Annotated in this window: 24 protein-coding genes; 11 read left to right on the plus strand and 13 right to left on the minus strand. The window is 47.3% G+C overall.

Annotated features, from left to right (window positions below):
• Window positions 1-266 precede the first annotated feature (266 nt).
• The 3 genes from AWU77_RS05690 to rimI are packed head-to-tail and all read left to right on the plus strand — an operon-like array spanning window position 267 to window position 3,111.
• On the plus strand, window positions 267-1,817 hold the full coding sequence (locus AWU77_RS05690) for a 2-isopropylmalate synthase (protein ID WP_062060220.1): 1,551 nt from the start codon (window positions 267-269) through the stop codon (window positions 1,815-1,817).
• Window positions 1,818-1,824: 7 nt separating this feature from the next.
• Window positions 1,825-2,583 (plus strand): hypothetical protein, encoded by a 759-nt coding sequence (locus AWU77_RS05695; RefSeq protein ID WP_062060222.1) that lies wholly within the window; start codon window positions 1,825-1,827, stop codon window positions 2,581-2,583.
• A gap of 42 nt (window positions 2,584-2,625) precedes the next feature.
• Window positions 2,626-3,111, plus strand: coding sequence for a ribosomal protein S18-alanine N-acetyltransferase (gene rimI, locus AWU77_RS05700; RefSeq protein ID WP_062060224.1), 486 nt, complete (start codon window positions 2,626-2,628; stop codon window positions 3,109-3,111).
• 13 nt (window positions 3,112-3,124) lie between these two features.
• Here the strand turns inward: rimI and AWU77_RS05705 are convergent, their stop codons facing one another.
• Both AWU77_RS05705 and AWU77_RS05710 read right to left on the minus strand, forming a co-directional pair.
• A complete protein-coding gene (locus AWU77_RS05705) occupies window positions 3,125-3,664 on the minus strand; it encodes a response regulator transcription factor (RefSeq protein WP_062060226.1) in 540 nt (179 codons plus the stop codon).
• Complete coding sequence (locus AWU77_RS05710) at window positions 3,661-4,986, minus strand: ATP-binding protein (RefSeq protein ID WP_062060228.1); 1,326 nt, start codon at window positions 4,984-4,986, stop codon at window positions 3,661-3,663. The genes AWU77_RS05705 and AWU77_RS05710 overlap by 4 nt, the downstream gene beginning before the upstream one ends.
• 197 nt (window positions 4,987-5,183) lie before the next feature.
• Between AWU77_RS05710 and AWU77_RS05715 the strand changes: the two genes are divergently transcribed.
• The 4 genes from AWU77_RS05715 to AWU77_RS05730 all read left to right on the plus strand — a co-directional run bounded on the left by AWU77_RS05715 (window position 5,184) and on the right by AWU77_RS05730 (window position 9,197).
• Window positions 5,184-6,542 (plus strand): MATE family efflux transporter, encoded by a 1,359-nt coding sequence (locus tag AWU77_RS05715; protein WP_062060355.1) that lies wholly within the window; start codon window positions 5,184-5,186, stop codon window positions 6,540-6,542.
• A gap of 112 nt (window positions 6,543-6,654) precedes the next feature.
• Complete coding sequence (locus tag AWU77_RS05720; RefSeq protein ID WP_062060230.1) at window positions 6,655-8,232, plus strand: peptide chain release factor 3; 1,578 nt, start codon at window positions 6,655-6,657, stop codon at window positions 8,230-8,232.
• Between the two features lie 5 nt (window positions 8,233-8,237).
• Window positions 8,238-8,567: a hypothetical protein gene (locus tag AWU77_RS05725; RefSeq protein WP_062060232.1), complete on the plus strand. Its 330-nt coding sequence runs from the start codon at window positions 8,238-8,240 to the stop codon at window positions 8,565-8,567.
• A gap of 69 nt (window positions 8,568-8,636) precedes the next feature.
• Window positions 8,637-9,197: a hypothetical protein gene (locus AWU77_RS05730; RefSeq protein ID WP_062060234.1), complete on the plus strand. Its 561-nt coding sequence runs from the start codon at window positions 8,637-8,639 to the stop codon at window positions 9,195-9,197.
• 91 nt (window positions 9,198-9,288) lie between these two features.
• Here the strand turns inward: AWU77_RS05730 and AWU77_RS05735 are convergent, their stop codons facing one another.
• The gene (locus AWU77_RS05735) at window positions 9,289-10,491 is read right to left on the minus strand and encodes a TonB family protein (protein WP_084618118.1); all 1,203 of its coding nucleotides are present in this window, start codon (window positions 10,489-10,491) and stop codon (window positions 9,289-9,291) included.
• Window positions 10,492-10,752: 261 nt separating this feature from the next.
• Here AWU77_RS05735 and AWU77_RS05740 point away from each other — a divergent pair, with 261 nt between their 5' ends.
• Both AWU77_RS05740 and AWU77_RS05745 read left to right on the plus strand, forming a co-directional pair.
• Window positions 10,753-11,439 (plus strand): cyclic nucleotide-binding domain-containing protein, encoded by a 687-nt coding sequence (locus AWU77_RS05740; protein ID WP_062060238.1) that lies wholly within the window; start codon window positions 10,753-10,755, stop codon window positions 11,437-11,439.
• 91 nt (window positions 11,440-11,530) lie between these two features.
• On the plus strand, window positions 11,531-12,205 hold the full coding sequence (locus AWU77_RS05745) for a flagellar brake protein (RefSeq protein WP_062060240.1): 675 nt from the start codon (window positions 11,531-11,533) through the stop codon (window positions 12,203-12,205).
• A 67-nt stretch (window positions 12,206-12,272) separates the two neighbouring features.
• On the opposite strand, the gene AWU77_RS05750 is transcribed toward AWU77_RS05745, so the two are convergent.
• The gene (locus AWU77_RS05750) at window positions 12,273-13,142 is read right to left on the minus strand and encodes a hypothetical protein (RefSeq protein ID WP_062060242.1); all 870 of its coding nucleotides are present in this window, start codon (window positions 13,140-13,142) and stop codon (window positions 12,273-12,275) included.
• A gap of 1,455 nt (window positions 13,143-14,597) precedes the next feature.
• On the opposite strand from AWU77_RS05750, the gene AWU77_RS05755 reads away from it, so the two are divergent.
• Complete coding sequence (locus tag AWU77_RS05755) at window positions 14,598-15,023, plus strand: biopolymer transporter ExbD (protein WP_062060244.1); 426 nt, start codon at window positions 14,598-14,600, stop codon at window positions 15,021-15,023.
• A gap of 75 nt (window positions 15,024-15,098) precedes the next feature.
• Here the strand turns inward: AWU77_RS05755 and AWU77_RS05760 are convergent, their stop codons facing one another.
• From AWU77_RS05760 to AWU77_RS05795, 8 genes are all read right to left on the minus strand, one after another.
• The gene (locus tag AWU77_RS05760) at window positions 15,099-15,623 is read right to left on the minus strand and encodes an aminoacyl-tRNA deacylase (RefSeq protein WP_062060246.1); all 525 of its coding nucleotides are present in this window, start codon (window positions 15,621-15,623) and stop codon (window positions 15,099-15,101) included.
• A gap of 343 nt (window positions 15,624-15,966) precedes the next feature.
• On the minus strand, window positions 15,967-17,250 hold the full coding sequence (locus AWU77_RS05765) for an aminotransferase class I/II-fold pyridoxal phosphate-dependent enzyme (RefSeq protein ID WP_062060248.1): 1,284 nt from the start codon (window positions 17,248-17,250) through the stop codon (window positions 15,967-15,969).
• A 126-nt stretch (window positions 17,251-17,376) separates the two neighbouring features.
• Complete coding sequence (locus tag AWU77_RS05770; RefSeq protein WP_062060250.1) at window positions 17,377-19,323, minus strand: M48 family metallopeptidase; 1,947 nt, start codon at window positions 19,321-19,323, stop codon at window positions 17,377-17,379.
• A gap of 138 nt (window positions 19,324-19,461) precedes the next feature.
• Window positions 19,462-20,055, minus strand: a complete 594-nt coding sequence (locus tag AWU77_RS05775; protein WP_062060252.1) for a LemA family protein — start codon at window positions 20,053-20,055, stop codon at window positions 19,462-19,464.
• Window positions 20,056-20,197: 142 nt separating this feature from the next.
• Entirely contained in the window at window positions 20,198-20,803 is a 606-nt protein-coding gene (locus tag AWU77_RS05780) for a BON domain-containing protein (RefSeq protein WP_238582317.1), read from the minus strand.
• Window positions 20,803-21,387 carry an SIS domain-containing protein gene (locus AWU77_RS05785; RefSeq protein ID WP_062060254.1) on the minus strand — a complete coding sequence of 195 codons (585 nt, stop codon included), beginning with the start codon at window positions 21,385-21,387 and terminating at the stop codon, window positions 20,803-20,805. Before AWU77_RS05785 ends, AWU77_RS05780 begins: the two co-directional genes overlap by 1 nt.
• Before the next feature lie 65 nt (window positions 21,388-21,452).
• On the minus strand, window positions 21,453-21,857 hold the full coding sequence (locus tag AWU77_RS05790) for a YraN family protein (protein WP_062060256.1): 405 nt from the start codon (window positions 21,855-21,857) through the stop codon (window positions 21,453-21,455).
• 24 nt (window positions 21,858-21,881) lie between these two features.
• Window positions 21,882-23,771: a penicillin-binding protein activator gene (locus AWU77_RS05795; RefSeq protein WP_062060258.1), complete on the minus strand. Its 1,890-nt coding sequence runs from the start codon at window positions 23,769-23,771 to the stop codon at window positions 21,882-21,884.
• A gap of 85 nt (window positions 23,772-23,856) precedes the next feature.
• Between AWU77_RS05795 and rsmI the strand changes: the two genes are divergently transcribed.
• Window positions 23,857-24,711, plus strand: coding sequence for a 16S rRNA (cytidine(1402)-2'-O)-methyltransferase (gene rsmI / locus AWU77_RS05800; protein WP_062060260.1), 855 nt, complete (start codon window positions 23,857-23,859; stop codon window positions 24,709-24,711).
• Between the two features lie 88 nt (window positions 24,712-24,799).
• Here the strand turns inward: rsmI and AWU77_RS05805 are convergent, their stop codons facing one another.
• Window positions 24,800-25,756 carry a DMT family transporter gene (locus AWU77_RS05805; protein ID WP_193747504.1) on the minus strand — a complete coding sequence of 319 codons (957 nt, stop codon included), beginning with the start codon at window positions 25,754-25,756 and terminating at the stop codon, window positions 24,800-24,802.
• Between the last annotated feature and the right edge of the window lie 106 nt (window positions 25,757-25,862).

A 25,862-nucleotide genomic window follows, 5' to 3' on the forward strand; every position in this document is an offset into this window, starting at 1 on the left:
TGGTAGTGTGGGGTCTCCCCATGTGAGAGTAGGTCATCGTCAAGCTTCTAATACTAAAAACGCCCTGTAGAATTATCTGCAGGGCGTTTTTTTATGCCCGTCTTTTTCGTTTGACGAAAACTTTTTGGTTTTTAGCCGCGATAACTTTTGGCTCTTATTTTATTTTTCTTCCAAACTTTCCTTCCGGGCTGATTGGGTGCCCACGTTAATACTTATTGCTTTTGTATTGATCTATAATTGTCAAAATTTCTCTCGAGTAAATACCGATGACTCAAAAAGATAAGCTTGTAATTTTCGATACAACTTTGCGTGATGGCGAACAAAGTCCCGGTGCGTCGATGACACGCGACGAGAAGGTGCGCATTGCAAAGATGTTAGAGAAGATGCATGTCGATGTCATCGAGGCGGGATTTGCAATTGCCAGCCAAGGCGATTTTGAGTCAGTACGAGCTGTTGCTGAAGTGATTAAAGACTCAACCGTCTGCAGTTTGGCTCGTGCAATTAAGGGTGATATTGAGCGCGCGGGTGAAGCGATTAAACCTGCAAACTCCGGGCGTATTCATACGTTTATCGCAACCTCTCCGATTCATATGAAATACAAGCTGCAAATGGAGCCGCCCAAAGTATTGGAGCAGGCAGTTGCGGCGATTAAATTAGCGCGTCAATTGACCGATGATGTTGAGTTTTCCCTCGAAGATGCCAGTCGTTCCGAATTTGATTTTATGTGCCGCATTATTGAGTCGGTTATTAATGCCGGTGCGCGCACTATTAATTTACCTGATACGGTTGGGTACGGTGAGCCTGGCGAATATGGATTGTTATTTCGCCGTTTGATTGAGGCAATCCCCAATTCTGATAAAGCTATTTTTTCAACCCATTGCCATAATGATCTCGGTCTCGCCGTAGCAAATTCACTTTCTGCGGTCATGCACGGTGCGCGACAAGTTGAGTGCACAATTAATGGCTTGGGTGAGCGTGCTGGGAATGCTGCATTGGAAGAAATTGTAATGGCAGTTAAAACACGCAAAGATTTAATGCCTGTTGAGACCCAAATTGATATTAGCCACATTGTTCCCACATCGCGCTTGGTGTCCAGTATTACCGGTTTCCCGGTGCAGCCTAATAAAGCCATTGTTGGTGCAAACGCATTTGCACACGAGTCAGGTATTCATCAGGATGGTATTTTAAAACATCGTGAAACCTATGAAATTATGCGTGCAGAAGATGTGGGCTGGAATACTAATAAATTAGTTTTGGGTAAACACTCTGGTCGTGCAGCAGTTAAGACGAGGTTTGAAGCACTGGGTATTAGTTTTGCGGATAATGATGCACTCAATGCAGCCTTTGTAAAATTTAAAGATTTGGCCGATAAAAAACACGAAATCTTTGATGAAGACCTGCAGTCACTCGTCAGTCATGCTCACTCTCACACTTTGGTGGATGTATATGAGTTGGGGGCGATGGAAGTTGTGTGCAAAACTGGCCAGAGCCCTCGCGCAACGGTCGAAGTAAAAATTGATGGTAAATCTGTAACGGCTGAAGCGATTGGCTCAGGTCCAGTTGATGCGACGTTTAAAGCGATAGAAAGTTTGGTCAAGAGTGGCTCGAATTTAAAACTCTACTCGGTGAATGCGATTACCCAAGGCACTGATTCGTTGGGCGATGTAACCGTGCGTTTGGAGCACGATGGTCAAATTGTAAATGGCGTTGGTGCAGATACGGATATTGTCACCGCATCAGCAAAAGCCTATTTGCATGCGCTTAACTTGCTCAGTGCACATGCGGCTAAAGCGCATCCGCAACGCGACGGAATCTGAGCTGTTTATGAATGAGTTACAGCGGCAAGCTTACTTATCTGCGCTCGGCATAGAAAACTATGCCCCGCGGTGGTTATTGCCTTCTGCACCTGTATCTATTGCCTGTGTGATGCCGGCATTTGATATTCCTGTCGTCGATCCAGTGGCAACAATAGCGCCTTCTGTAACGACCGCAATTGATAGCCGTATAGAAAGTAATAATTCGGCCTCTGAGTTATTAACGGCGATTGTCGATATAGAAGAACCCAAAAAAGCGCCTTTAGCAATCAATGCGGCTTCGATTCTGCAGCAGTTAGAAGAAAAAAAAGCGCCTGTCGTCCAGCCTTTTTCGCTGAGTGTGTATCGGCCGCAAGCGGGTTTTTTAATTGTCGATACGCGAAATACGGCCTTGGCATTGCCGACAGAATTACTGCTCAATAATCTTTTGCGCGCTCATTTAAAAGCGAGTCAATTTACACTGGCTGAAGAGACTTTACGCTGGCCGATGATTGAAAATCGCTTTGTATCGCGCACAGAAGATGATGCGCGCAATGAATTGCAGACCTGGCTTGCGGTAGAAAATGAATTGCGACCTATTCAGACGCTATGGTTAATGGGCGATAACGCTGCGCGTTACTGGCTGGAATCTGGCAGTGATTGGTCAGCAGTATGTTGGACAATTCAATCTATCAATGATTTACCGCTACAGGCGTTGATTTTACCTAGCCTTAATCAGTTGCTACAAAATCCCGCGCAAAAATCCAAGTTATGGGCTTGTTTGCCATAATCTACTCCTGCATCAATTGCTGCTTATGTTGAAGTTAATGTCATGACTGAAGATCTTTCTCTGGTGTGCGAAACCTATACGGGCATGACACTAGATTTTCGCCTAATTACCGCCGAGGATATTTCGCAAGTAATGCTGTTGGAGCGCAGCGCGCATTCGCATCCGTGGCGGCAATCCAGTTTTGAAGATTGTTTGAATGGCAGGCAAAAGTGTTGGTTGGCAGAATATAAGGGTATTTTAGTGGGGTATGTGGTTGTTACCCATGGCGGTGGCGATGCAGAGTTGTTGAATATTTCTGTCGCGCCTAATTATCAGCGCAAAGGAATAGGTCAAACCTTACTGTCTCATGCAGTGAATTGCGTAAAAGAAAAAGCGGACATGTTATTTCTGGAAGTGCGTAGATCTAACCGTAAGGCGATTGCACTTTATGAGCGCGAAGATTTTTTTGAAGTCGGCCAGCGCAAAAATTATTATCCAACAGCAAATGGCCACGAAGATGCCATCTTGATGGCGCGACAGCTTTTATAGACAGCTTATCTTGTTATTGTTTTACCGGACGCTTGTGTAATTTTCGCTGCAGTGTGCGGCGATGCATACCTAGCGCTCTCGCAGTGGCTGAGATATTGCCATCATTTTCCTGCAGTATTTTTTGTATGTGTTCCCACTCCAAACGATCAATCGAGAGCGGCGTATAGTTTGCCTCTGAAACTGCCGATAATTTTTGTTCGCCGAAGGCCGCAAGAATTTCATCGGCATCAGCCGGTTTACACAAATAATTTACTGCCCCCAGTTTTACTGCTTCTACGGCGGTTGAAATACTGGAATAGCCAGTCAGCATCACAATTGCGATATTGGGCTGACGCAATTTTAATTCGCGAATTAACTGTAGGCCGGAATCATTGCCCAGTTTTAAATCGACAATTGCCCGTGCAAACTGGGTATTGCTTATTAATTGTAATGCCTGAGCTGCATCGCTGCCCGATTTTGTTGAAAAGCCGCGTCTCTGCAATACGCGCTCAAGCATGCCTGCTAGAGTCGGATCATCATCGACAATTAAAAAATCTGTTGTGGTCGCACTCATAGTGTATTTGGCTCGATAGATGTACCACGCGTGATGGGCAAAGTGAGTTGTGTAATGGTGCCGCGCGGTATGCGGTTGTGCAGTGATACAGTGCCGCCATAGCGGTTAATCGTCGCTTGCGTGAGCAGCAAACCAATACCCAGCCCTTTGGTTTTGGTTGAGATAAACGATTTTCCGAGATGAGCGGTGACCTCTTCAGCAATACCTGCACCCATATCTTTAATTATCCAGATAAGTTTTTGTTCGTCCCAATTAATTTCAATGTCAATTTCTTGCGGGCTGGCATCGGCGGCATTGTTTAATAAATTAATAATGGCCTGCGCGATAGTGGGATGAAACTGCGCGCGAATATCGGTGTTGGTGCCCTTATTGGTGTTGTGATCGGCAAGATGAATACGGGCAATCACATCCGGGCGCATAATTTTCCAGCGTTCAATTAGGCTTGCGCAGTAGCTGCCAATATCTTCGCTCGGTAATTGCCCATCTTTGGTGTGCTCTGCAGTAGCAACTAATTCGCGCAAGGTATTAGCGCACTGGTTTACCTGGTCTTGTAAAAGTTTTAAGTCGTTTTGCAGCGGCTCTACTTGCTGATACTCGGTGCGCAGTTCGCTAAGTAAAAGTTTCATGGTAGATAAAGGTGTGCCCAGTTCATGGGCAGTTCCCGCTGCGAGTGTGGCAACTGCCATGACCTGCTCATCGCGCAACTGATCTTCGCGCCAGCGATTTAATTGCGCTTCTTGTGCGCGCAGATCGCGTGCCATTTTCACAATAAAATAGGTAATCAAACAGGCGCTGATAAAAAAGTTCAGCCACATGCCCATCACATGCAGGTTGATAGAATTGTCGGCTTGATGATGGTGTGGCGAGAGGATTGGCAGCGGGATGTGAAAAAATAATAACAGCGAATAACTCAGCACACTCAAACCAGCAATCGCCAGGGTGTAAGTGCCACTTAAGGTTGCCGCACAAATACAAATAGGCACCAGAAAATAAGACACAAAAGGATTGTTCGCGCCGCCACTAAAATAAAACACGGCGCTCAAACAGGCTAAATCCACCAATAACTGGATAAAAAATTCCAGCTGGGCGACCGGCAAGGGTTTGCGTAGGCGCATAAACGTAAGCAGATTGACGCTGGTTAAAATCACCAGCGCAGTAAGAATTTCGCTAAACGGCAGATTGACCGTGCCATCCCACAAAAAAATTACCACCGCAATGCCAAGGCAAATCAAAATTAACGTGCGGATAATCACCCAATAGCCCAGATGCTGCGCGTGATCAGCCAGCGTAAAAGGAGGATTGATGATGGGTTTATTGGGCATTGGCAATCGATACGTCAGTAGGGATCAGTGTTTGATTATAGCGAACTGAGGCCGCGCAAAGTGCTAATCAACCATATCTGAGTGCGACACTTTGTCGCGCTTGGTTATTGCTTGGGCAGGGCGCGGTGAGGGGACTGGTGTATACTGCACGCCATTTTTTGATCATATTTTTCTGGTTACAACATCCGGCAGTGTTTATGGCAACCCCCTTACAAGCAACTCTCACCGAAGGACGGGTCTCTGAACAGCTAAAAATCCTCGCGTTGCCGCTGGTTTGGGGCTTGATGGCGACCATGTCGCTCAATGCGATAGAAACTTTTTTTATCGCTCAGTTAGGGCGTGAGCCGCTCGCCGCGCTCAGCTTTACCTTTCCTGTGATCATGGTGCTCACCAGTTTAGGGATTGGCTTGGGCGCTGGCACTTCATCGGCGGTAGCCAGAGCTATAGGCGAGGGTGATTCGAATAAGGCGCGTCGGCTTGCTACTGATGCCATGAGCCTGACCTTTATCATTTCTGCCAGCGTCTGTTTACTGGGCTGGCTCACTCTCGAACCACTGTTTTTTGCACTGGGCGCAACACCAGATTTAATTCCATTGATCCGCTCTTACATGTCCATTTGGTATTTCAGTGCACCCTGTTTACTGGTGCCCATGGTGTGTTTGTCGGCCCTGCGTGCAATGGGAATGAGTCAGGTGCAAGGCTATTTAATGGGCGGCGCTGCACTACTGAATGTGATGCTCGATCCCATCTTGATTTTTGGTCTGTTTGGTTTTCCCGCGCTGGGATTACAGGGCGCAGCGCTGGCCACTCTGATCACTCGAGTACTGATGCTGGTGGTGGCGCTGTATATTTTGCACACGCGCGTACATATGCTGGTCAATCCATTTTTGCCCTGGGAAAAGTTAAAACATTCATGGATGACGATTGTAGAAGTCGGGCTACCTGCAATGGTTGCCAATGTGATTATTCCGTTTGCGAGCGCTATTGTGGTCGCGATGGTAGCGGCCTATGGCACAGATGCAGTGGCCGCATTGGGTATTGCTATGCGTATCGAGCCGCTGGCGTTAATTGTGTTTTATGCGCTCTCCGGTGTGGTCGGGCCTTTTTTCGGGCAAAACTTTGGTGCAGGAAAATTAGAGCGGCTCTATGACGCGCTGCGAGTGCTCACGGTTTTTTGTTTGGTATTTGGTTTGTTGTTGGCATTGATTCTTGGTGTGTTTGGAGCCGAAATCGCCGGAGTGTTTGGCGGTCACGCCGAAGTAGTGACCATCACTGCAACCTATTTAATGATTGTGCCGATTAGCTACGGCGCCTATGGTTTGGTGATGGCTGTTAATGCCGCGTTTAATGGATTAGGCCACCCCTGGCCGGCGATGATTATTTCGGCCGGACGGGTACTTTACGTGTATCTACCACTCGCATGGTTGGGGCAGCACTGGTGGGGCATAACAGGTCTTTTCATCGCCACTGCACTGGCTAATTTTTTGCTCGGCCTCTGGGCATGGTTGTGGCTGCGCAAGCATATTCAGCAGCAGACGGCTTCTGCCGAGCCATAGCACGCTAATAATTCTCCCCCGGCGTTAGCCACTAAGTGAGCGCCCGCAGGGTATAATTCCCGCACATTTTTTCTCATCTTTTTTATTCTTTGTCTTTTAGCGCGATATTTTTATGATTAATTTAACTGCTGAGCTTGCCAAGCGTCGCACCTTTGCGATTATTTCCCACCCGGATGCCGGTAAAACCACGGTAACTGAAAAGTTATTGTTGTGGGGTAATGCCATTCAATTAGCTGGTTCGGTTAAGGGCAAACGCGGCCCCCATGCCAAATCAGACTGGATGACCATGGAGCAAGAGCGTGGAATTTCGGTAACCTCATCGGTGATGCAGTTTCCCTACAAAGACCGCATCGTCAATTTACTCGATACCCCCGGCCATGAAGATTTCTCGGAAGATACTTATCGCACACTCACTGCAGTGGACTCGGTATTGATGATGATCGACGGCGCCAAAGGTGTTGAAGATCGCACCATCAAATTGATGGAAGTATGCCGTCTGCGCGACACGCCAATTTTAACTTTCATCAACAAAATGGATCGCGAAAGCCGCGATGCCGTTGAGTTGCTCGATGAAATTGAAAGTGTATTAAAAATTTCTGCGGCACCGATTAACTGGCCCTTGGGCAGCGGCAAAGAATTTGTCGGCGTTTACAATTTTTACACCGATGTTATTCATGTTTATCAGCAGGGTATGGGGCACACCATTCCCGATGATATCCAAATTAAAGGCTTGGATAGCGATGAAGCGACTAAGTTGTTGGGCGCTTATGCGCAGGACGTTCGCGACCAAATTGATTTTGTGCGCGGTGCAACTAATCAATTTGATTTAGAAGAATATCTTGCCGGGCGAATGACGCCGGTATTTTTTGGTACGGCCTTGGGTAACTTTGGTGTGCGCGAAATGCTCGATGGTTTTGTCGAGTGGGCGCCAACACCGCGCGCGCGCGCTACTCATGAGCGTGTGGTTGAGCCGAGTGAAGAAAAATTTAGCGGATTTGTGTTTAAAATCCAGGCCAACATGGATCCTAAACATCGCGACCGTATTGCCTTTATGCGTATCTGTTCCGGCACCTATTCGCAGGGTATGAAAATGAAGCACGTGCGTTTGGGCAAGGATGTAAAAATCGCCGATGCGGTGACCTTTATGGCGGGCGACCGCAGTGCGGTCGAAGAGGCAATTGCGGGGGATATTATCGGCCTGCACAATCACGGCACGATTCAAATTGGCGATACCTTTACCGAAGGTGAAGGCTTGAAATTCACTGGTATTCCGCACTTCGCGCCAGAATTATTTCGCCGTATACGCCTGAAAGATCCGCTTAAAATGAAACAGTTGCAAAAAGGTTTGCAGCAGTTGTCAGAAGAGGGTTCTACGCAAGTATTTTTCCCCGTTAACAACAATGACATTGTTGTAGGGGCAGTTGGTGTGCTGCAGTTTGAAGTGGTCGCTTACCGGTTGAAAGATGAATACAAAGTTGAAGCGATCTATGAGCCGGTGAATGTGACCACGGCGCGCTGGTGCGATTGTACCGACTTCAAAAAACTGGAAGAGTTTAAACGTAAGTGTGCTGAAAATTTGGCATTGGATGGCGGCGGTCATCTCACTTACCTCGCGCCATCGCGGGTGAATTTATCGCTCACTCAAGAGCGCCACCCTGAGGTGGTCTTCCGGGCAACTCGCGAGCATTAATATCTATGCTAGTGTTTATTGGCACATTGGTAGTATTTCTGGGTGTGATAAGTGTTTTGCTTTGGGTAAAAACACCGCACTACCAAATGGGCCGGGCAGACTTGATACGGCTCTTGCAAAATATTTTGGTGGGGCAGGCAAGTGAAAATGACTGGGCGATTTTTTTGTCCTCATCCTTTCGTCACTGCCCTGAGCTAGAGCCCTTTCGCGATGCCTGCGTCGCTATAGATGAAAAGGAATATCTTGGTCACACCCGCACAGGCTTTTTATTAAGCGAGAAGGGCTTGGCACAAATTCGCTGGATTTTGGAAGAAGTGAAGGCGCTGGATTGCTAAGCTGAGTGTTAGCGAGAGTCTACTCAGCTATACTCAACCTATTCATTATTAATCAAAACAGGTTCTGCCTTGACCGCAACTTCCGATAATAAGGATCTTATTTGGGATCTGGATGCCTTTAACCAACGCCAGCGTGCGGTGGATTTTGTTATGGGGTTTGAAAACAAACTCTGTGTTTATTCCAGCTCGGTAGATCAACTCTACACTAACTACAATATTTTTTTTCCTAAAGAAGAAGATAGAAAGTTGGTTATTTTGCCTAATCCTTATATGCCGCACGATACTTTTAACGGCATACCCTCTAGTGCGGTTACCCCCACAGGGATGGAAATAATTCCCGGCGTCTATCAATCGCGCCCCTGTTTGTTTCTGCGGATTCCTTTTCGCAGTGGCACGGTTAAATATCGCGCGGTGCCACTACAAATGGGTTTAAACATCGTCCGGCAAAAGTTACCGCCCCATAAACCCTTTTTGCCGGTGTTGATGAAAGGGGATTTGCGTGAGTTAGATGCATCAACCCCATGTTTACATTTGCATGCAATTCATGTGGATCGCTTAATTGAACATTCGACATTGGAGCGCAACGGGATTCATAAGGTAATCGAGCAGCGCTTGCGACAGCTGAGCTAAGCCTTGCAGTTAACTCGATATCATAAAAAAGCCACCGCAATGGGTGGCTTTTTTATACATGCGATTTTGCTCTGCGAAGAGCTGTGAACATCTATTCTGGCAATGCCCAGCGCATGGGTACAGTAAACTCGAATCTCGCGCCTGCTATTTCTACTGGTAATGGAGGGAATGGCGCTGAGCGTTGGAGCGCATCAAGAGCCTCTTTGTTTAGCATGTCATATTTACTGCTTTCCAGCAGCTTGGTGCTAAGCACGTTGCCTTGACGATCGATCACAATTGCAACCCGCACGTTCCCAGCTTGACCGCGATCCAATGCTCGCTGTGGGTATCTGGTTTTGCTTCGAATTTTTTTGATGGCATCTGAAACATAAAATTGACGAGCCAATAATGTTTGTGCTGTTAGCGCTGGCCCTTCTTCTTCATCCTCTTCTGCGGCGGCAACTACAGGTTTTGCTGCTGTAACCGCAGGTTTCGCGGCGGCACTGCTCGTTGCTGCAACAGTTGTAACAGATGAAGCTTTTTCTGCTTGAGTGGTCGGGATTGGGATATTCAATGTTGGTTTTTCAATCGTCGGCACATCAAATTTGGGTACTTCAGGTTTTGCTATTACAGCAGTTTCTGTTTTCGCTTTTGCTGAAGACTTAGCTGAAGAGGCCTCTGCAGTTTTTACTTCAACTTGAGTGCCGGTCCAAGTCTTAATTTCTGCAGTACGTGCTGCAGTTGTCGATATTGCACTGTAACGGCCGCGTAAACCTGCATCCACATCACCGACTTTGAGCAAGCTGTCGCGATAATCAGAAGACAGAGGAATCTTTCCTATCCAGGTCGATAAAAGCATAGAAAAAAATTCGTTGTCACTAATATTGCCAAGCAGAACACCGTTGACGGCGACATCCACGCCTTTGCCAGGGTTGTTAGCAAAGCTAATGAAATCATTTTTTTGGAAGCGGCCTTTAAATAAGCCATCAAACTTCACCATGTTGTCAGCCTGAGCGGTGAGTACATCTACCTTGCTGTTCACTGCCATACCTTCGATCCACATGCGACTAAAGCGGCGGGTGGTCAATCCATCTGGCGCCACAATTTTTAACTCCATGCGCATAGGTTGGGCGCTGGTCATTAATGTATCAGCATCATTACTGAGTGATTCAGAATAGAGTGCGCCAATAAATACTTCTTGGCCCAACTCCTGATGCACGCCAATACCATTGAGCATAGGCTCGGCGCGGGCGATCTGGCATAACATAAGTAATACGACACTGGTAAAAACTCGGAATAGATGGTTGAAGCGCATAGTCTTGCTACTCTCTATACTTTTAGGGACTTTGTGGTTTTAGTTTAGTGTATCGTCCAGTCTTTAGGCTGAATTTTGATGGTACAACCCGGATATCATATAGAAAAAAAGCACTGGAGCGTACATCAGTGATAATTTCACTTATAGTTGTTATATGAATTTTCAGTAGTATCATACCTGCAGGAGTTTTTGAGACGGGAAAACTCATGCCAACCTGATCACCTCAGATGCATTAATAAAAACATATATTACGAGTAGATGATGGAAACGAAACCTCTGCATAAGGTACCGAGAGAGACGTTAGAACACTTATTATCGGGTATCCCATTCTTTAAATCTGTCAGGCAGCAGGACTTGAAGCAATTTGAGTTGTTGCTGCAAGCTTCGCGTATTGTTTCCTTTGTTCCTGGAGAAATTGTTCTGCAAAAAGGCGATACGGGTAATTGGCTCTATTTTTTACTCAAAGGAAAGTTAGCGGTTTACGTGGATCAGGCATTACAAGGTGACCTGATAAACTATGTGACACCGGGAGAAGTGTTTGGTGATTTGGCGCAACTGATGGGGCAGGCGCGGACGGCAACGGTAATTGCTGATCCGGCGGCGAAAGAATCAATGGTGCTAGCATTGGATTTCAATGTATTTGGACCATTAAACTCTGTGACCCCAATATCTCGGCAAACCAAGCTCACTTACTATCGCAATACCGCACACAATCTACGCTGGAAGCTAGAAGTTTATCGATCCCAGCACTTACAGCATGAGTTGGCCAATAAGCATCGACAAATAAAATTATATATTGGCCCTAAGGATACATTGGAAGAGCTAGTGTCGCTGCATGAACAATCCCAAGCCTTGGCATCGCTGCTACTGGAATGGAATAAAGAGTTTGGTGTGTTATCGGCAGAAACCTTAAATCAAAACCGACATATAACAGAGTCTGAGCACTAGATTAGCAACTGCTCCTTGCTCTTACAGCAATCCTGCCATCTGCTGCTACACTGCTTAAAATAACATCTCAATAATCGGCGTAGTTGCAGCGATGAAATTTGAAGAACTCAAACTCACCTATGGTTATCCATTGCAATTGCAGACTGCTGCTGTGGCAGGGCAGGTAGAGCGCTTTTCTTGCCGTTTGATTGGATGTTTGCCCGGACGAAGTGTTTTGCTCTCGGTGCCGAAGCAGGCCGGAAAATTGATTAGGTTCCGGGCGGGACAAAAATTAGTTGTACGCTTTATGATTGATAACGGTATTGGCGTTTTTGCTGGTGTTGTTGAAAGTCAAACCCAAGATCCATACCCAATTTTGCATCTTAGTTACCCTGACGCCGTAACCTTTAAGGGGATTCGTGGTGCGACCCGTGTTGCCGTGCGCGAAAAAATTGATGTTACCAATATTAGTAGAGAGGGAAAAACAAAAGTATCTGGTTTCATATCTGATATGAGTATCAGTGGCACCAGAATAGAATTGGGTGACGACATTGCTGAAATCGGGGATACACTTGAGTTGAAAGCGCTGGTGAGCATTCGCGACATAAGGCAAGAGCTAACCTTAATTGGCGTGATTCGGTCTCGTGTTGATCCGACGGATAATCTTGCAGATGGAGCGTTGGTTAGTTATGGCCTGGAGTTCGTGAGCCAGTCAGATGAGCAGCGCCTGATAATGTATGCATATGTATTCAATCAAATGGTGTTGCAGGAGAATTCAGTTCCATAGTTATTCTTTGTGTGGCACTAACAATAAAAAAGGCACCCGAGGGTGCCTTTTTTATTGGTGCTTGGAGTTAAGCGGCAGCTACAGGAGCGGCAGCTTTTGGCTTGCGGCCACGTTTAGCTGGTGCGGTACCAGCTGGCTTTTTAGCGGCTACTTTTTTTACTGCAACTTTCTTAGCAGCTGGCTTTTTGGCTGCTGCTTTCTTTGCAACTGGCTTTTTAGCAGCTACTTTTTTTACAGCAACTTTCTTAACAGCTGGCTTTTTGGCGGCAACTTTGGCTTTAGCTGCGGTTTTCTTGGCGGCAGCTTTTGCTTTAATTGCAGCTTTTTTTGCAGCGATTTTAGCTTTAGCAGCAGCTTTCTTAGCGGCAGCTTTGGTTTTTAAAGCAGCTTTTTTCGCGGCAGCTTTAGCTTTAACAGCTTGTTTCTTAGCAGCTAATTTAGCTTTGGCAGCAGCTTTCTTAGCTGCCAACTTGGCTTTAGCTGCCGCTTTTTTCTCAGCTACTTTGCTTTTTGCAGCAGCTTTCTTAGCTGATGCTTTCGCGCGTTTAGCAACAGCAGCTTCTGCTTTTGCAACTGCTTTGTCATGAGCCGCAGCAAGTTTGGCAGCAGCTTTAGCAGCAGCGGCCTCTTTCTTGGCAGTAACAACTTTTGCTTTAGCAGCAGCAGCTTCTTTCTTAGCAGAAGCAACAACTGCCTTGGCTGCAGCAACTTGTTTCGCAGCGGCTGGGGTTTTTTTCTTGGCAGCGGCAGCCAATTTACTTTGCGCAGCTTTCAATGCAGCAGTTGCTTTTGCCGCATCTTTTACCAAACCTGCAACAGCTTTACCGGCATCAGCCGCTTGAGCTGCGCGAGCTTTTGTCAGTTGCGCTTTCAGTTGAGCCAATTGCTGTTCCAAACTTGCAACAGTATTAACAGCGGTTTGTTTACGTGCAGCCATGGTGTGCTTCCTTTATAGTTTTCGAAAAGTCGATAAATGGATTAAAAAGTCCAACATGTATAAGTTAAAACTTTATTAAAAAAATTCAAGTTTTTTGCGTTAAATAGTCAATAAAAATGTGCTTTTTTGATGAATTTAAGTGAAAAAATGTCTTTTCCTGAAAATTCAGTAAAGTTTTTGTGACTGTTTCGTTCTGCATTAGAAAAAACAAGTCATCCTGCCGCGCAGCTTTTTAGTTGTTGTAACGGTCAATATTTATTTGAGCGTGATATTTTTAAACCTTTTTTAGGTTATTTGGTGGCTCTAAATGGTTGTTGTATTTTTGGTTTGAAGTGCTGTTTCACTACTTCATTGCTACGACAGGGAAGCTAATAATTTAATACCTATCGATCGGAGAAATATTAATTCGGCGATTATGGGCAATTGTCCAGATGTTTGTTTTGGGTGAAGGGCGTGCCCTTTACGCAATTTCAGATTGCGTTGTCAGATAGCTTTGCGATTTTCCCCGTGAGGCTTATTTGCTTTACGTTCGATTGGGGTAATGTAAATCAGCCGTGGGATAGCTTTTACTCGAATCGCTATAAGCCAGCAGTATTTGTAGTTATGTGGGTAAGCTTGTGAGGTGAGCGTGATTTGTAGTGTGAGTGGTTTGCTGTCAGAGTGAGTGTTAGAGGTCGCCTATTGGTGGGTGGAGGTTATCGCGCGGAGTTAAGTTTGATTTTGTATTGACTGCGTAATACAAACTATATTCTATTGCGGTTATCTCTAGTCGATGTTCATGTGTCCGTGTACTGTGAGAATTAGTTCATTCCCGGTGAGTGTGTTTAGGGAAATAAACTTTTATCGCAGCAAGGTTAGCCGTTAGCTTGCCTAATGAATCTGCAACAAATGTAGCTTTGTTGTCTTAACGCTCCACTTTATCTGGATGTATGTTTTTGTTGCGATGCGAGCCGAGGTGTAGTTGATGGGTTTCAATGTTTATTTATTCGATACTTCGTCCAATATTATTTTTTGGTGCTCGGCGTGTTTTACTGAATGAGTGCATAAAATTAGTTTTGTCCTGCGGCACGGCTGCATCAAACCTACGGCTTGCACGCCAGAAAAACTTTGCGTCGCAATGAGTTTTTTGTCGCTGGTATGGTGATTAATATATGGGAGCCAAAGAGGTGGATAGCCAACAGAGTTGAAATCTGGCTAGCAAGAGAAGTGAGCGGGTGTCCTACCTTTGCGTTCCCTAGAGGGGTGACTGATTTTTGACGGTACTACTGATTTTTGAGGGATGCTCATTGTTTGGTCAATAAGTGAGCTTGCCAGTTGGGAGGCCTGAATATTTCACGTAAATTCATTATGCTGGCCGGATAAAGGGTTGGTTTTTGCTTCGGCAAAACTGCTAGAATTGATGTTTTACCCCCTAGACTTACTATAACGTTCTATATAACACGAGGAGTTCCCACAGTGAGCCGCAGAAAAAAGAACCGTGCTGGCGATGATACTAATGAGATTGACCTGACGCCCATGCTCGATGTGGTGTTCATCATGCTGATCTTCTTTATTGTGACCGCTTCCTTTGTGAAAGAGTCAGGCATCAATCCTAACGTTCCTGAGCCAAACAATAATCCTCCGCCGGATGATGCTGAGCCTAACATTCTGGTGCGTATTTCTGCGGACGACCAAATTTGGTTGTTGGAGAAAGAGGGCGAGCGTCGCGTTGACGCACGCGCAGTGCGCTCCAACATCGAGCGCTTACGTGCTGAACTGCCCAAGGCTGCGGTAATTATTCAGGCAAGTGGTGCGGCTAATACCGGCGTTTATGTGACGGTTGCCGATGCTGCCCGTGCTGCCAATGCACCAAGCGTGGTGCTGGTGCCTATGAAAGATTGATGGTCGATTCTGCGCCATAAAAAACCGCCTGGCGACAGGCGGTTTTTTTATGCTCGTCAATTGGTCGTTGTGTAACTAAAGTTCGTATTCGTGGCGTATGTATTTCTTGGGGAGGGTGCTAAAACGGGTGCGTTCAGCACTGAAGTGATCGTGCAGCTTGTTTTGCATCAGTTGTACAAAGTCGGGTTGCTTAAGGCGGATAAGGTGGCGATGATCACCTGCTTCGATATAAATCTCTTCCACGCCCAGCAGCTCCTCGTCCCAAATTACGTCAAGGCCATAGGCCTCACCTAATGCGGGGATTGCCCCTTCTGCGCAGTCTTTAAATATTTCAATTAACTCCTCTTCATCAACTAGTTCCATGTGGCGATCAAAAATTTGGTTCAGTGTGTGGCGGAGGATCTTATTGCGCGTTGGCAATATACAAAGTGTGTAATGGAAATCTTCATCGCGTAGCAGTACGCCTTTGGCAAGGCAATGATCATCGATTCGGGCAACACGTGCAGTGTTGTATGACCCTTCACAATAATCGTGTTCCAGCAGCGTGAAGTTGATTTGTTTTGCTTTTAAATATTTTTCTACAGTAGCAGCAACACCCATACTTATATCTCCTGTGGCGAGACGCGCAGAGAAAAGGGTTGAACACTATTTCTTACAGTCATAACCAATAGTTAATACGCATCGGATCCATAAATAGTTAAGCAAATGAATTAATAGCGCCATTAGTAATTAACTGCTGGTTAATTGGAGTATAGAAAGGATTCAAAAAAATGCGCCAAGTGTTTTGGAATTAATCGCCATTTGTTAGAACTGATTGTTGTGAGGCCGGGGTGCTGAAGTAACGCTGAAGTGCTGTGACTTGCAGGGCAATAATATATAAGCAATAAAGCAAAAAGCCGCTGTAAAAGCGGCTTTTTGTTATTTGGCGATTAGCTGTGGGCAATTAGCTGATGCTGGCTAGTTGCTGTTTTACTGATGCCAATTTTACGCAGGTTACGAATACTTCCATTGCGCCAACAACTTCAGGCACTGTGGGTACTGAAGGTGCGATACGAATATTGCGATCTTCAGGGTCTTTGCCGTAGGGATAGGTTGCACCTGCAGGTGTTAATTTCACGCCTGCTTCTGCGGCGAGGCGAACTGTTTCTTTTGCGCAATTTTTGCGTGTGTCAAAAGAAACAAAATAACCGCCAACGGGTTTTTCCCATGCGCCTAAATCAGTGCCATCGAATGCTTTGCTTAATGCTGTGAGTACTGCATCAAAACGTGGATTCAACAATGCAGCGTGTTTACCCATATGTGCCATCAATGCTTCTTTGTTTGGCAGCAAGCGAGTGTGGCGAATTTGATTTACTTTGTCCGGGCCAATGGTACAGCTGTTCAAAAACTTTTTGAAACCGGCAAGGTTGGCGGCGCTGGCAGCAACAAAAGCAACACCTGAGCCGGCGTGAGTGATTTTTGAGGTCGATGCAAATTGCACAACTGAATCTTCAGTGCCGTTGCGACGAGTTGCTTCGAGGATACTTGCCAGCTGTGGTGCGTTTGCGGTCAGGTCGTGAACTGAGTAGGCGTTGTCCCAGAAGACGCGGAAGTTAGCGCTGGCGATTTGGCCGAGTTTGGCGATGCGCTCAACAGTTTCATCGCTATACACCACACCGGTAGGGTTAGAGTATTTAGGTACACACCACATGCCTTTAATAGACTTGTCGGCTTTGAGCAATGCTTCAACCGCATCCATATCCGGGCCAGTAGAGGTCATAGGCACATTGATCATCTTGATGCCGAGTTGCTCGCACACGGTGTAGTGGCGGTCATAACCGGGAACCGGGCAGATAAACTTTACTTCGCCTTCGTTTTTCCAGGCGCTTGCAGCATCCTTCAAGCCGAATTGATAAGCGGTCAGCATCATTTGGAACATCAGGGTCAAACTGGAGCTGCCACCTACCAATACGTTGGCTGGCTCAACACCCATGATATTAGCGCCCAATTGTTTGGCTTCGGGCAAACCGTCGAGGCCGCCGTAGTTGCGGGTATCGGTGCCGTCAGCAGCGATGTAGTTGCCCTTCAACAAACCATCCAGCTCATCTGACAGATTCAATTGCTCTGCCGAGGGCTTACCGCGGGTTAAATCCAGGTTGAGTTTTTTGGCGAGGATAGCCTGATATTGTTCAGTCAGTTGGCTTTCCCATTCGCGCAATTGCGCTACAGATGCGTTGTCCAGTTGCAAGGCGAGTACCTCAGTTTGGTTGGCGAAGTTCTTTAGGGGTGCAAATTAAGTATTGCGAATTAAGTGCGGCGCATTATAACCGGTCAGACCCTCATTGTTGTAGAGCGTTTGCTTGCAAATACACACTTACTGATTCATTCGGGGAATGAGTGGCGGTATGGGGCAGTCGAGGCTATCGGCGATTGCGCGAAATACTTCTGCCTCGATAGTTGATACCTTGCCGTCATGCAAAATACATTGGCTCATGGCTTTCAATATTTGTGGCTTTTGCAGCGGTTTGATGAGGTTTAGTTGTTCCAGTGCGGTATCGGCAAGTGGCAGTTTAATCTGGTTGCGCGGTAAAAGTTCAAGCTCGGGAAAGTTCAAGATAGCAGCAGCTTGGGAAAATGCTGCATTGGCTTCTGTCTCACTTGCTGCACCCGCGTAAGCCAGTAGTGAGAGCAATAGTTGACATTCATTTTGCAGGTCGCGCAAATTGTGTTTGCGAATTTGTTGGGTGTGCGGGCGGGTGTTGTGCAGCACTATGCGATAAATCGCCCATTCCATCAGGCTGACTTTATTGTCGGCGCGAATTAATAAGTGCACACAATTCATAAACGTATTTTGCTGATCTGCCGACAACTGTTTTAGTGCACTTAAACACAATTCAATTAAGGGCAGGCGCAGGCTTGCATCCACATCGGCAGTGCTGGTGACTATATGTGTTAAGCCATTTACATCGGCTGGCGATAAATGTTCGCTCAGCAATGCGAGTTGCTGCTGGCGCAATTCGCGGTGGCGATCCAGCAGTAATCCAAAAATGATTCCGCGTGCGCTGAAGGGTTCTTGGGTTGCAGCTTTTAAATATGGCGGTATTTCGGCGATGCGCTCGCGTGCATATTCAATTTGGGGTTGGCTGGGTTGTGCAATCTGATTCAGGGTTGCATCTACATCAATTGCAGCGTTGATGGGTGCTTCATCGGCTGTAGATTCTCCAGCGCTAAAACCCATTGCGCCGGATTCACCAAATGAAGTCTTGCTTCTTATATTACTCATCTGTGTAAATTCGCCATCCCAGTTGGGGATAATGCGTTTAATGCGATCTTCAAGTGGCGGGTGTGTCGCCATTAAATTGAAAAACGATTTTACCCCCTGCCCAAAATACATATGGCTGAATTCAGCGGCATGTTCATTCTGTAATTGTGAGCCGCTGCTGCTGCCACCGATTTTTTTCAGCGCGCCCGCTATGCCATCGGGGTTGCGAGTAAATTGCACGGCAGAGGCATCGGCGAGAAATTCACGCTGGCGGCTCACGGCAGCTTTAATCAAATTGCCAAAAAAGATTCCGCTGTAACCAATCACCAATAAACCCAAACCGAGCGCTAAAAGCGCGGCGGGGGAGTTATCTTTACTGGAGCGACGAATGCTGCGATTGCTCGCACTGCGCATTAAAAACTCGCCGATCAAACCGATTACTAAAATGCCGTGCAAGAGGGCAATCAATCGCATATTGATGCGCATGTCACCGTGATAGATATGGCTAAACTCATGGGCAATGACACCCTGTAACTCATCGCGACTTAATGCATGGATGCAGCCGCGAGTAATACCTATGACGGCATCCTGGGGGTGATAGCCTGCGGCAAATGCGTTAATTGCATCATCTTCAATCAGGAAAACCGGCGGGACCGATGTGCCGGAAGCAATTGCCATTTCTTCAACTACGTTCAGTATTTTGCGTTCGTCGGCATCTTGAGTATTGCCTGATAACAGGTGACCGCCCAAGGCTTCGGCGATTGCTTGGCCGCCAGCGCGCAGTTGGAAAAAGCGAAATAAACTGCCGATAAACACCACGCTGCTAACACTCAGTGCAATCCAGAGAAAGGTTTCAAAACTGAGGGCGTGGATAATTCCTTGCCAGATACTCGGTGTTGTTGTGCTCGCATTGACCGAGTTTTGCTCCTGACCAAAATAGACAAATGCAGCAAATAATAAAGTCGTGATGGCGATGAGGGTAAATGCTGCCAGGATTAACAACAGAATCAGGTGATGGGTTTTGCGTCTGGCGCGATCCTGATGTTCGAAAAAATTCATGCGCTCAACCTATCAATGAAAAGTGAGTAATGACTTTATATAAAGAAGGAAGACTTGGTGGTAGGCGTTGGTATTATAGGCTTGGTATTAAAAGTCTTCCTTCTATATATATAGAAGGAAGACTTTCATCGTACACAGTTAAAATTGAACTTTGGGAGCCGCTTGGATCTCGGCGCTGTCGGCAAATACCAAGAGACTTGCATTTTCACTGTGGCCAAAACTTTTTGCGAACACCACTGGCGGGAAACTTTGTTTGTAAGTGTTATAACTGGTGACTGCATCGTTAAACGCTTGGCGTGCGAAGGCGATTTTATTTTCTGTGCTGGTAAGCTCTTCGGATACCTGCATCATATTTTGTGAAGCTTTTAAATCCGGGTAGGCTTCCATCACCACATTTAAGCGCCCCATGGCACTGGTCAGTAAACTCTCCGCACCGGCGAGATCGCTCATCGCAACTGCACTGCCGGGGTTGGCCGCTGCGGCTTGCAAACCATTCATTGCTTGATTGCGCGCGCTGATTACCGCCTCAAGTGTTTCGCGCTCGTGTTTGATATAGCCTTTTGCGGTTTCGATTAGGTTGGGAATTAAGTCATAGCGGCGCTTTAATTGCACCTCGATTTGTGAAAACGCGTTTTCAAAACGGTTTTTTAAGGCAACCAATTGGTTGTAAACCCCAATCACGTAAAACACCAATACAGCAATAATCACAATAAAAATGATGGTAGAGATCATGGATGTTTCCTTTGAGTAGGGATGAAATGAAAAACGTCTGCCTGCAGGATACTAGCAGGATGTGCAGATAATGCCAGAGGTAGATAGAGCGGTTTGGTGCTAGTCAGGCTGGCAGCGTGATGCTCTGGGCTTTAAATACAATTCAATCAACGTATTCAAATACTTTGACAACTTGTTTTACTCCAGCGGTATTTTGTGCAACCTTGGTGATGCGATCTGCTTCGTAACGCGATACCAAACCCATTAAAAATACCGTCTGCGCCTCAGTAGTAATCAGAATACGGCGGCTTTGAATGCTGCTGACAACTAATTTTGTTTTAATTTTGGTGCTGATCCAGCTGTCTTTGCTGCGTGCTTTAAGAAAAGCGGCAGGGCCCACCGTGAGTTCGTTATGTACTTGTCGCACGGAATTTATTTTACCGACAGTTTCACCCGCGAGTAGGCGTAATTGCTCAGTAGGAGCTTGGCCAGTTAATAAAATAATGCCGTTAAAACTGTCGATATTGATATGGGCGTCCGCAAGCTGTTGGCTCGCCTTATTCAGATTGACTCGCGCTATAGTTTCCAGTTGTGCGTCATTAATTTTGGTGCCGAGGGTGCGTTTGTTGGCGCTGATTTGAATTGGTTCACTGGTGGTGACAGTGATAATTTTGGCGCAGCCAGTAAGCATTGCCGCCATTGCAAACACCATTGCCAGCACCTTGCCCATTTGAATTAGCTTGGGAGTGATAGGGCTGGCATTGGGCATTAGAAACCTCCAAATAATTGTTGGTCGATTAAGTCGCATAAACAAAAAATACTGAGCAGGTGAACTTCATGAATACGGGGTTTGGCCACAGAGGGTACCCGAAGTTCCAGGTCACCGCGGTCGAGTAGTGCGGCAACATCGCCGCCGTCGCCGGCGGTCAGTGCAATTACTTGCATTTCTTTGTCGTGTGCCGCGCTAATCGCCTGCAATAAATTGCTCGCTTTGCCGGTGCTGGTGAGCAGCAATAACACATCGCCAGGTTGACCCAGTGAGCGAATTTGTTTGGCGTAGACATCATTAAAACTATAGTCGCTACCAATCGCCGTTTGGGTGGTGAAGTCTGCACCCAAATTGAAGGATGGCAGGCTCGGGCGTTCTTGCTCAAAAGGATTGATGAGGCTGGCGGTAAAAATTTGCGCTTGTGCTGCGGAAATGCCATTGCCGCAGGTGAGAATCTTTTTTTCGTAGAGCAGCGCCTGCACAATAGACTGGCTCGCTTGCGCGATCAGCGGCGCAAGCTCTTCACCGGCATGCATCTTCGCTTCAATACTTTCGTGAAACAGGGTGATAACACGTTGATCCATAATATTTCTACTTGTTGTACAGGCTAGTGTGGCTGACTAAAACAGGGCACCTGCGCGATTGTGCATCAAGCGCCGAATGCATTTTGAATCCATTGAATGGGTGGCGCGGTGCCGGTTTGATCCAATGCTATCACATCAAAACGGCAGGCGACTTTATCAAACAGTTTGTGCTCTTGTAAAAAGCGAGTGGCAGTGCGAATAATTTTTTTCTGTTTGCGATAATCCACCGTTTCTACCGCTGGCGCAAAACGTTTGTTAGTGCGCAAACGCACTTCAACAAACACCATGCAGGTTCCTTGCGCTGTTTTCTGCAGCATGATTAGATCTATTTCGCCGAGTTTACAGCGGTAATTTTTGCTGCGGGTAATTAAACCTTGCTGGTGTAAAAAGGCTTCGGCCTGTGCTTCGGCTTGCGCACCTATGCTGATAGCATTGTGAGGTTCAGCATCATCCTTGTTGCGGGTAAACATCATTAATCCTCAATGTGTGTTGCGTTAATATTGAATGTCATTTTGGTTGATGACCATGGGTAGTGGCTGTGCTTCGCCATTGCGAAATCTCACCCACATTTGCTCGCGCTCGATGCGCCTGTCACTCAGCATATGCAATGCGCCGGTTGCGCCGTAAATGCGCATATCGGGCACTTGTTCTAATTGCGGCAGGCGCGCGTAAAGGCGAAATGCATCTGCGCCCAATGCATGCAAACGGCCATACACTGCAGCGGATTTTGTGTGTTGTGCAACGGCTTGTTTTTCTTTGCTGGTAGTGTCAAACAACCACGGCATAGTATTAAAACGAACGCCATTTAAATCGCGGTCTGCTTTAGGGTTAGGTTGCCCCGAGTAAATTTGACTGGTGGCATACACCGGAATTTTCCCCGCGTAGTGAAAGGCAAAGGTTGGTTTGATTTGGCGCCCCTGCGCTGGATCGGCGATTAAAAAAATCATATCCACATCGCTGCGGCTGCGCGGCGAGGATTGCAGTGGAATACCCAATAAAGCCTGCATTTCGCGGGTGCGAATTTGGCTCTGTTCGATTTGCATCGCATCTTTCACTAGGCGGGAATAATTGGCGCCAGTTTGAAATTGGGTGCGGTTTACTACTGTACCGCCCAATTGCTCCCACTCGTTGGCAAATGCGCGCGCACTGCGTTCACTCCACTCTTGCGAGGGGATAATCACCATTGCCTGGCGATGCCCTTCCAAAAATGCCTGACGTGCAACTTGTCGCGCTTCATCTTCAACCGCTAAACCAAATTGATAAAATCCTTTGAGCGGTTCTGCAGGTGGAGTATCGGGATAATTGAGCGATAACACCGGCACTTCCAGCGAGGGCATCAAACTTATTTCTGTGACTTTTTCTTTATCGATAGGGCCGATGACTAGATCGGCACCATCGGCGATAGCTTGTTGATAGGCGGCAATCACATCGACACTACTATCGTATTGGCGCACTTCCGGTGTTTGGCGGCCATTGCCGAGGGCTTCAAAATAGGCAGCGAAAAAGCCATCGCGCACTGCTTCACCTGCTTCGGCGAGTTTGCCTTGCATTGGCAGTAGTAGTGCAACTTGTCGCGGTTGTTGTTCAATCAGGCTTTGCAGTAAACGCAAATCGCTGGGCAGGTTGTTGTGCGCAGGATGCTGCCGCCACATGCTCAACCATTGCTGCAATTGTTCGCGCTGTTGTTCTAAATCTATTTGATTATTTTTATTGATCGCTGCGAGGCTATACCAACCGCGCGCCGCTTGACCATGTTCGTTTTCAGCCAGTTGCTGTAGCTCCGCAAATGGAATACTCATAAGATTTTGCCAGAGCGAGTCCTGATTGGCTTGATGCTGAATTTTATTGTCGATTAGGCTGCTAAGTTGAATGCGCTCATTAACACTGCTTTGCGCCTCGCCCAGTAACGCAAATACCTGCGCGCGCTTTTCGCGCAATGCTACTTCAGTTTGCGGCTCCATGATTTGCCATTGTTGTTCCAAGCGCGGCTTGGTTAGAATGCCGTGCGCTAGAAAATTGGAACCCTCCTGCAGCGCGACTGTGCTGAACAAATCGGTGTGCTTGATATAGGCTTGGTCGGGCAGTTCATCGGTATTCATATCGACCAATAAATTGCGCGCACGGCTGAATTTTCCCGCATCGATATACACCTGCGCCGCCTGCAAAACCAGGCTCTCCCTCTCGGGTGATTGCGCTTGATTAGCCATCGCTAGCAGTTTGCTGGCGCTGAGGCTAGCCGGTTGGCTTTTTGCTGGAGTCTGGCTGTGAGTGGTGGGTTGGGTAGGATTGTTACCGCAACTGGCAAGATTGAGTGTCAGTGTCGCGATTGCCAGTGCAATCAATGAGTTTGTCGATAAAGTGCTAAACAATGGCCGTATCGGCATGAAAACCTCGGTAAAAACCTGCAGTGATGAATCAACATGTAGAGCCAGCGAGCTGGCTTGAAACCTAAATTTTTCGGAGTCCGGTATGACATCAGTAGCCTCAAACCCAGGCATTCTTTATGTCGTGGCGACCCCGATTGGCAATCTGGGCGATATGGTACCGCGAGCGGTAGAAACACTACAAACAGTAGCGCTAATTGCCGCTGAAGATACGCGACACAGTTCCCGTCTGTTGTCCCACTTTGATATCAAAACGCCCTGTATTGCCTACCACGACCACAGTGATGATACGCGGGTAGATCAGTTGGTCGCGCGCTTACAGGGTGGCGAGTCCATCGCACTGATTTCAGATGCGGGAACGCCATTGGTATCTGACCCAGGTTATCGTCTGGTGCGTTCGGCGCGCCAGGCGGGTATCCAGATCGTACCGATTCCCGGCGCTTGCGCCATGATCGCCGCCTTAAGTGCTGCCGGCTTGCCCTCGGACAGATTTGCCTTTGAAGGTTTTTTGCCCGCCAAACAAGTCGCGCGCTGTGCGCAACTACAATCCTTGGCGGCTGACCCGCGCACGCTGATTTTTTATGAGGCACCACACCGCATTCTGGAAACCCTGCAAGACATGGCGCAGGTGTTTGGCGCGGATCGTGAAGTGGTGATGGCGCGTGAACTGACCAAGACGTTTGAAACAATAAAAGGTAATAAAGTCAGTGAGTTGGCCTCATGGGTGGAAAGTGATAGCAACCAACAGCGCGGCGAAATTGTGCTGTTGGTACACGGCGCGCCGAAGCCGGAAAACGAGGCGATGACACCAGAGCAAATGCATATTATGAAAGTGTTGTTAGATGAGTTGCCGGTCAAACAAGCGGCCAGCATCGGCGCCAAGTTAACCGGGCTGAAAAAGAATTTTTTATACGATTGGGCGCTGCAGCAAAGCGAGTAAAGCGCTTGCTTGACCCTCCCTCCGGCGGGGGGCGGTGTAAACCATCAGATTTGAGTATTACGAACTCACCTGAACAGTGCTGTTGGAATCAAAGTTGATCAGCTTCGGCCTTGACCGGTATAGCTCGGCTAAAGCGCGATTTAAATGCGATGATCAAACCCGACGCTGCTACTATCGCCATACCTACCAAGCTCATGCTGTCGGGAATGGTGCCGAACACAATCCAGCCCAATAACCCTGCCCAGATTAATTGCAAATAAGTCATGGGCGCCAACATGGAGGCTGGTGCGTGGCGATAAGCGAGGGTAAATAAGTAGTGGCCGAGCCCGCCGCTGACCCCCATGCTTAACAGCAATATCACTTCTAAGGTGCTAGGTGCGTCATTTTCCCAAAACCAGGGTAGGGCGATACCAAATATAATCGAGCCGATGAGCGCGGTGTAAAACAACAGCGTGATGGCCTTTTCGGTGCTGGCGAGCAGGCGGGATAACAATTGGTAAGTGGCATTGGCCGCTGCTGCCCCCAGCGCAAACATAATGCCGATGGCATCCAGGCCGCCACCCGGGCGTGCGATCAGCAATACGCCGATAAACCCCGTCACTATCGCCGCCCAACCCCATGCGCCGATTTTTTCTTGCAGCATTGAGCCCGCCAGTAGCGCCACGAGTGTGGGCGCTAGAAAGTTGATCGCGGTAGTCTCTGCCAACGGCATGCGGTGCAGTGCCATGCCCATGCATAGCGAAGCAATGCTCAACACCACAGCACGTGCAATCACCAGCCCGGTGCGCTGGGTGTGAATAAGCTGAGCCGAGTGGCGCGGTGCCAGAATCATCACCATCAACAAAAAATGGACGATATAGCGCATCGCCACTACAAAGGGCACGTTGTAATGAATGGTCAGGTATTTGGTGGTGCTGTCCATGCAAGCAAACAGAAATAATCCGGCAGCAGCAAGCAGGAAACCTTTAAGTGCGTTGTGTTGCAGCGGTGTGGTGATATGCAGAGCTTGGGTTGGCGCGGGTTGCCCTGCAGGGGGGTTACTCATTGCTGTATTCCGATAGTGAAGCTAAAAATAAATCATATTAATGATAGCAGCAATGCCCCGGGAAGATTAGCTAAAAACAGCCAAACAGATTATTTATCTAGGCTCC

It is taken from the genome of Cellvibrio sp. OA-2007, assembly GCF_000953825.1.
GTDB lineage: Bacteria > Pseudomonadota > Gammaproteobacteria > Pseudomonadales > Cellvibrionaceae > Cellvibrio.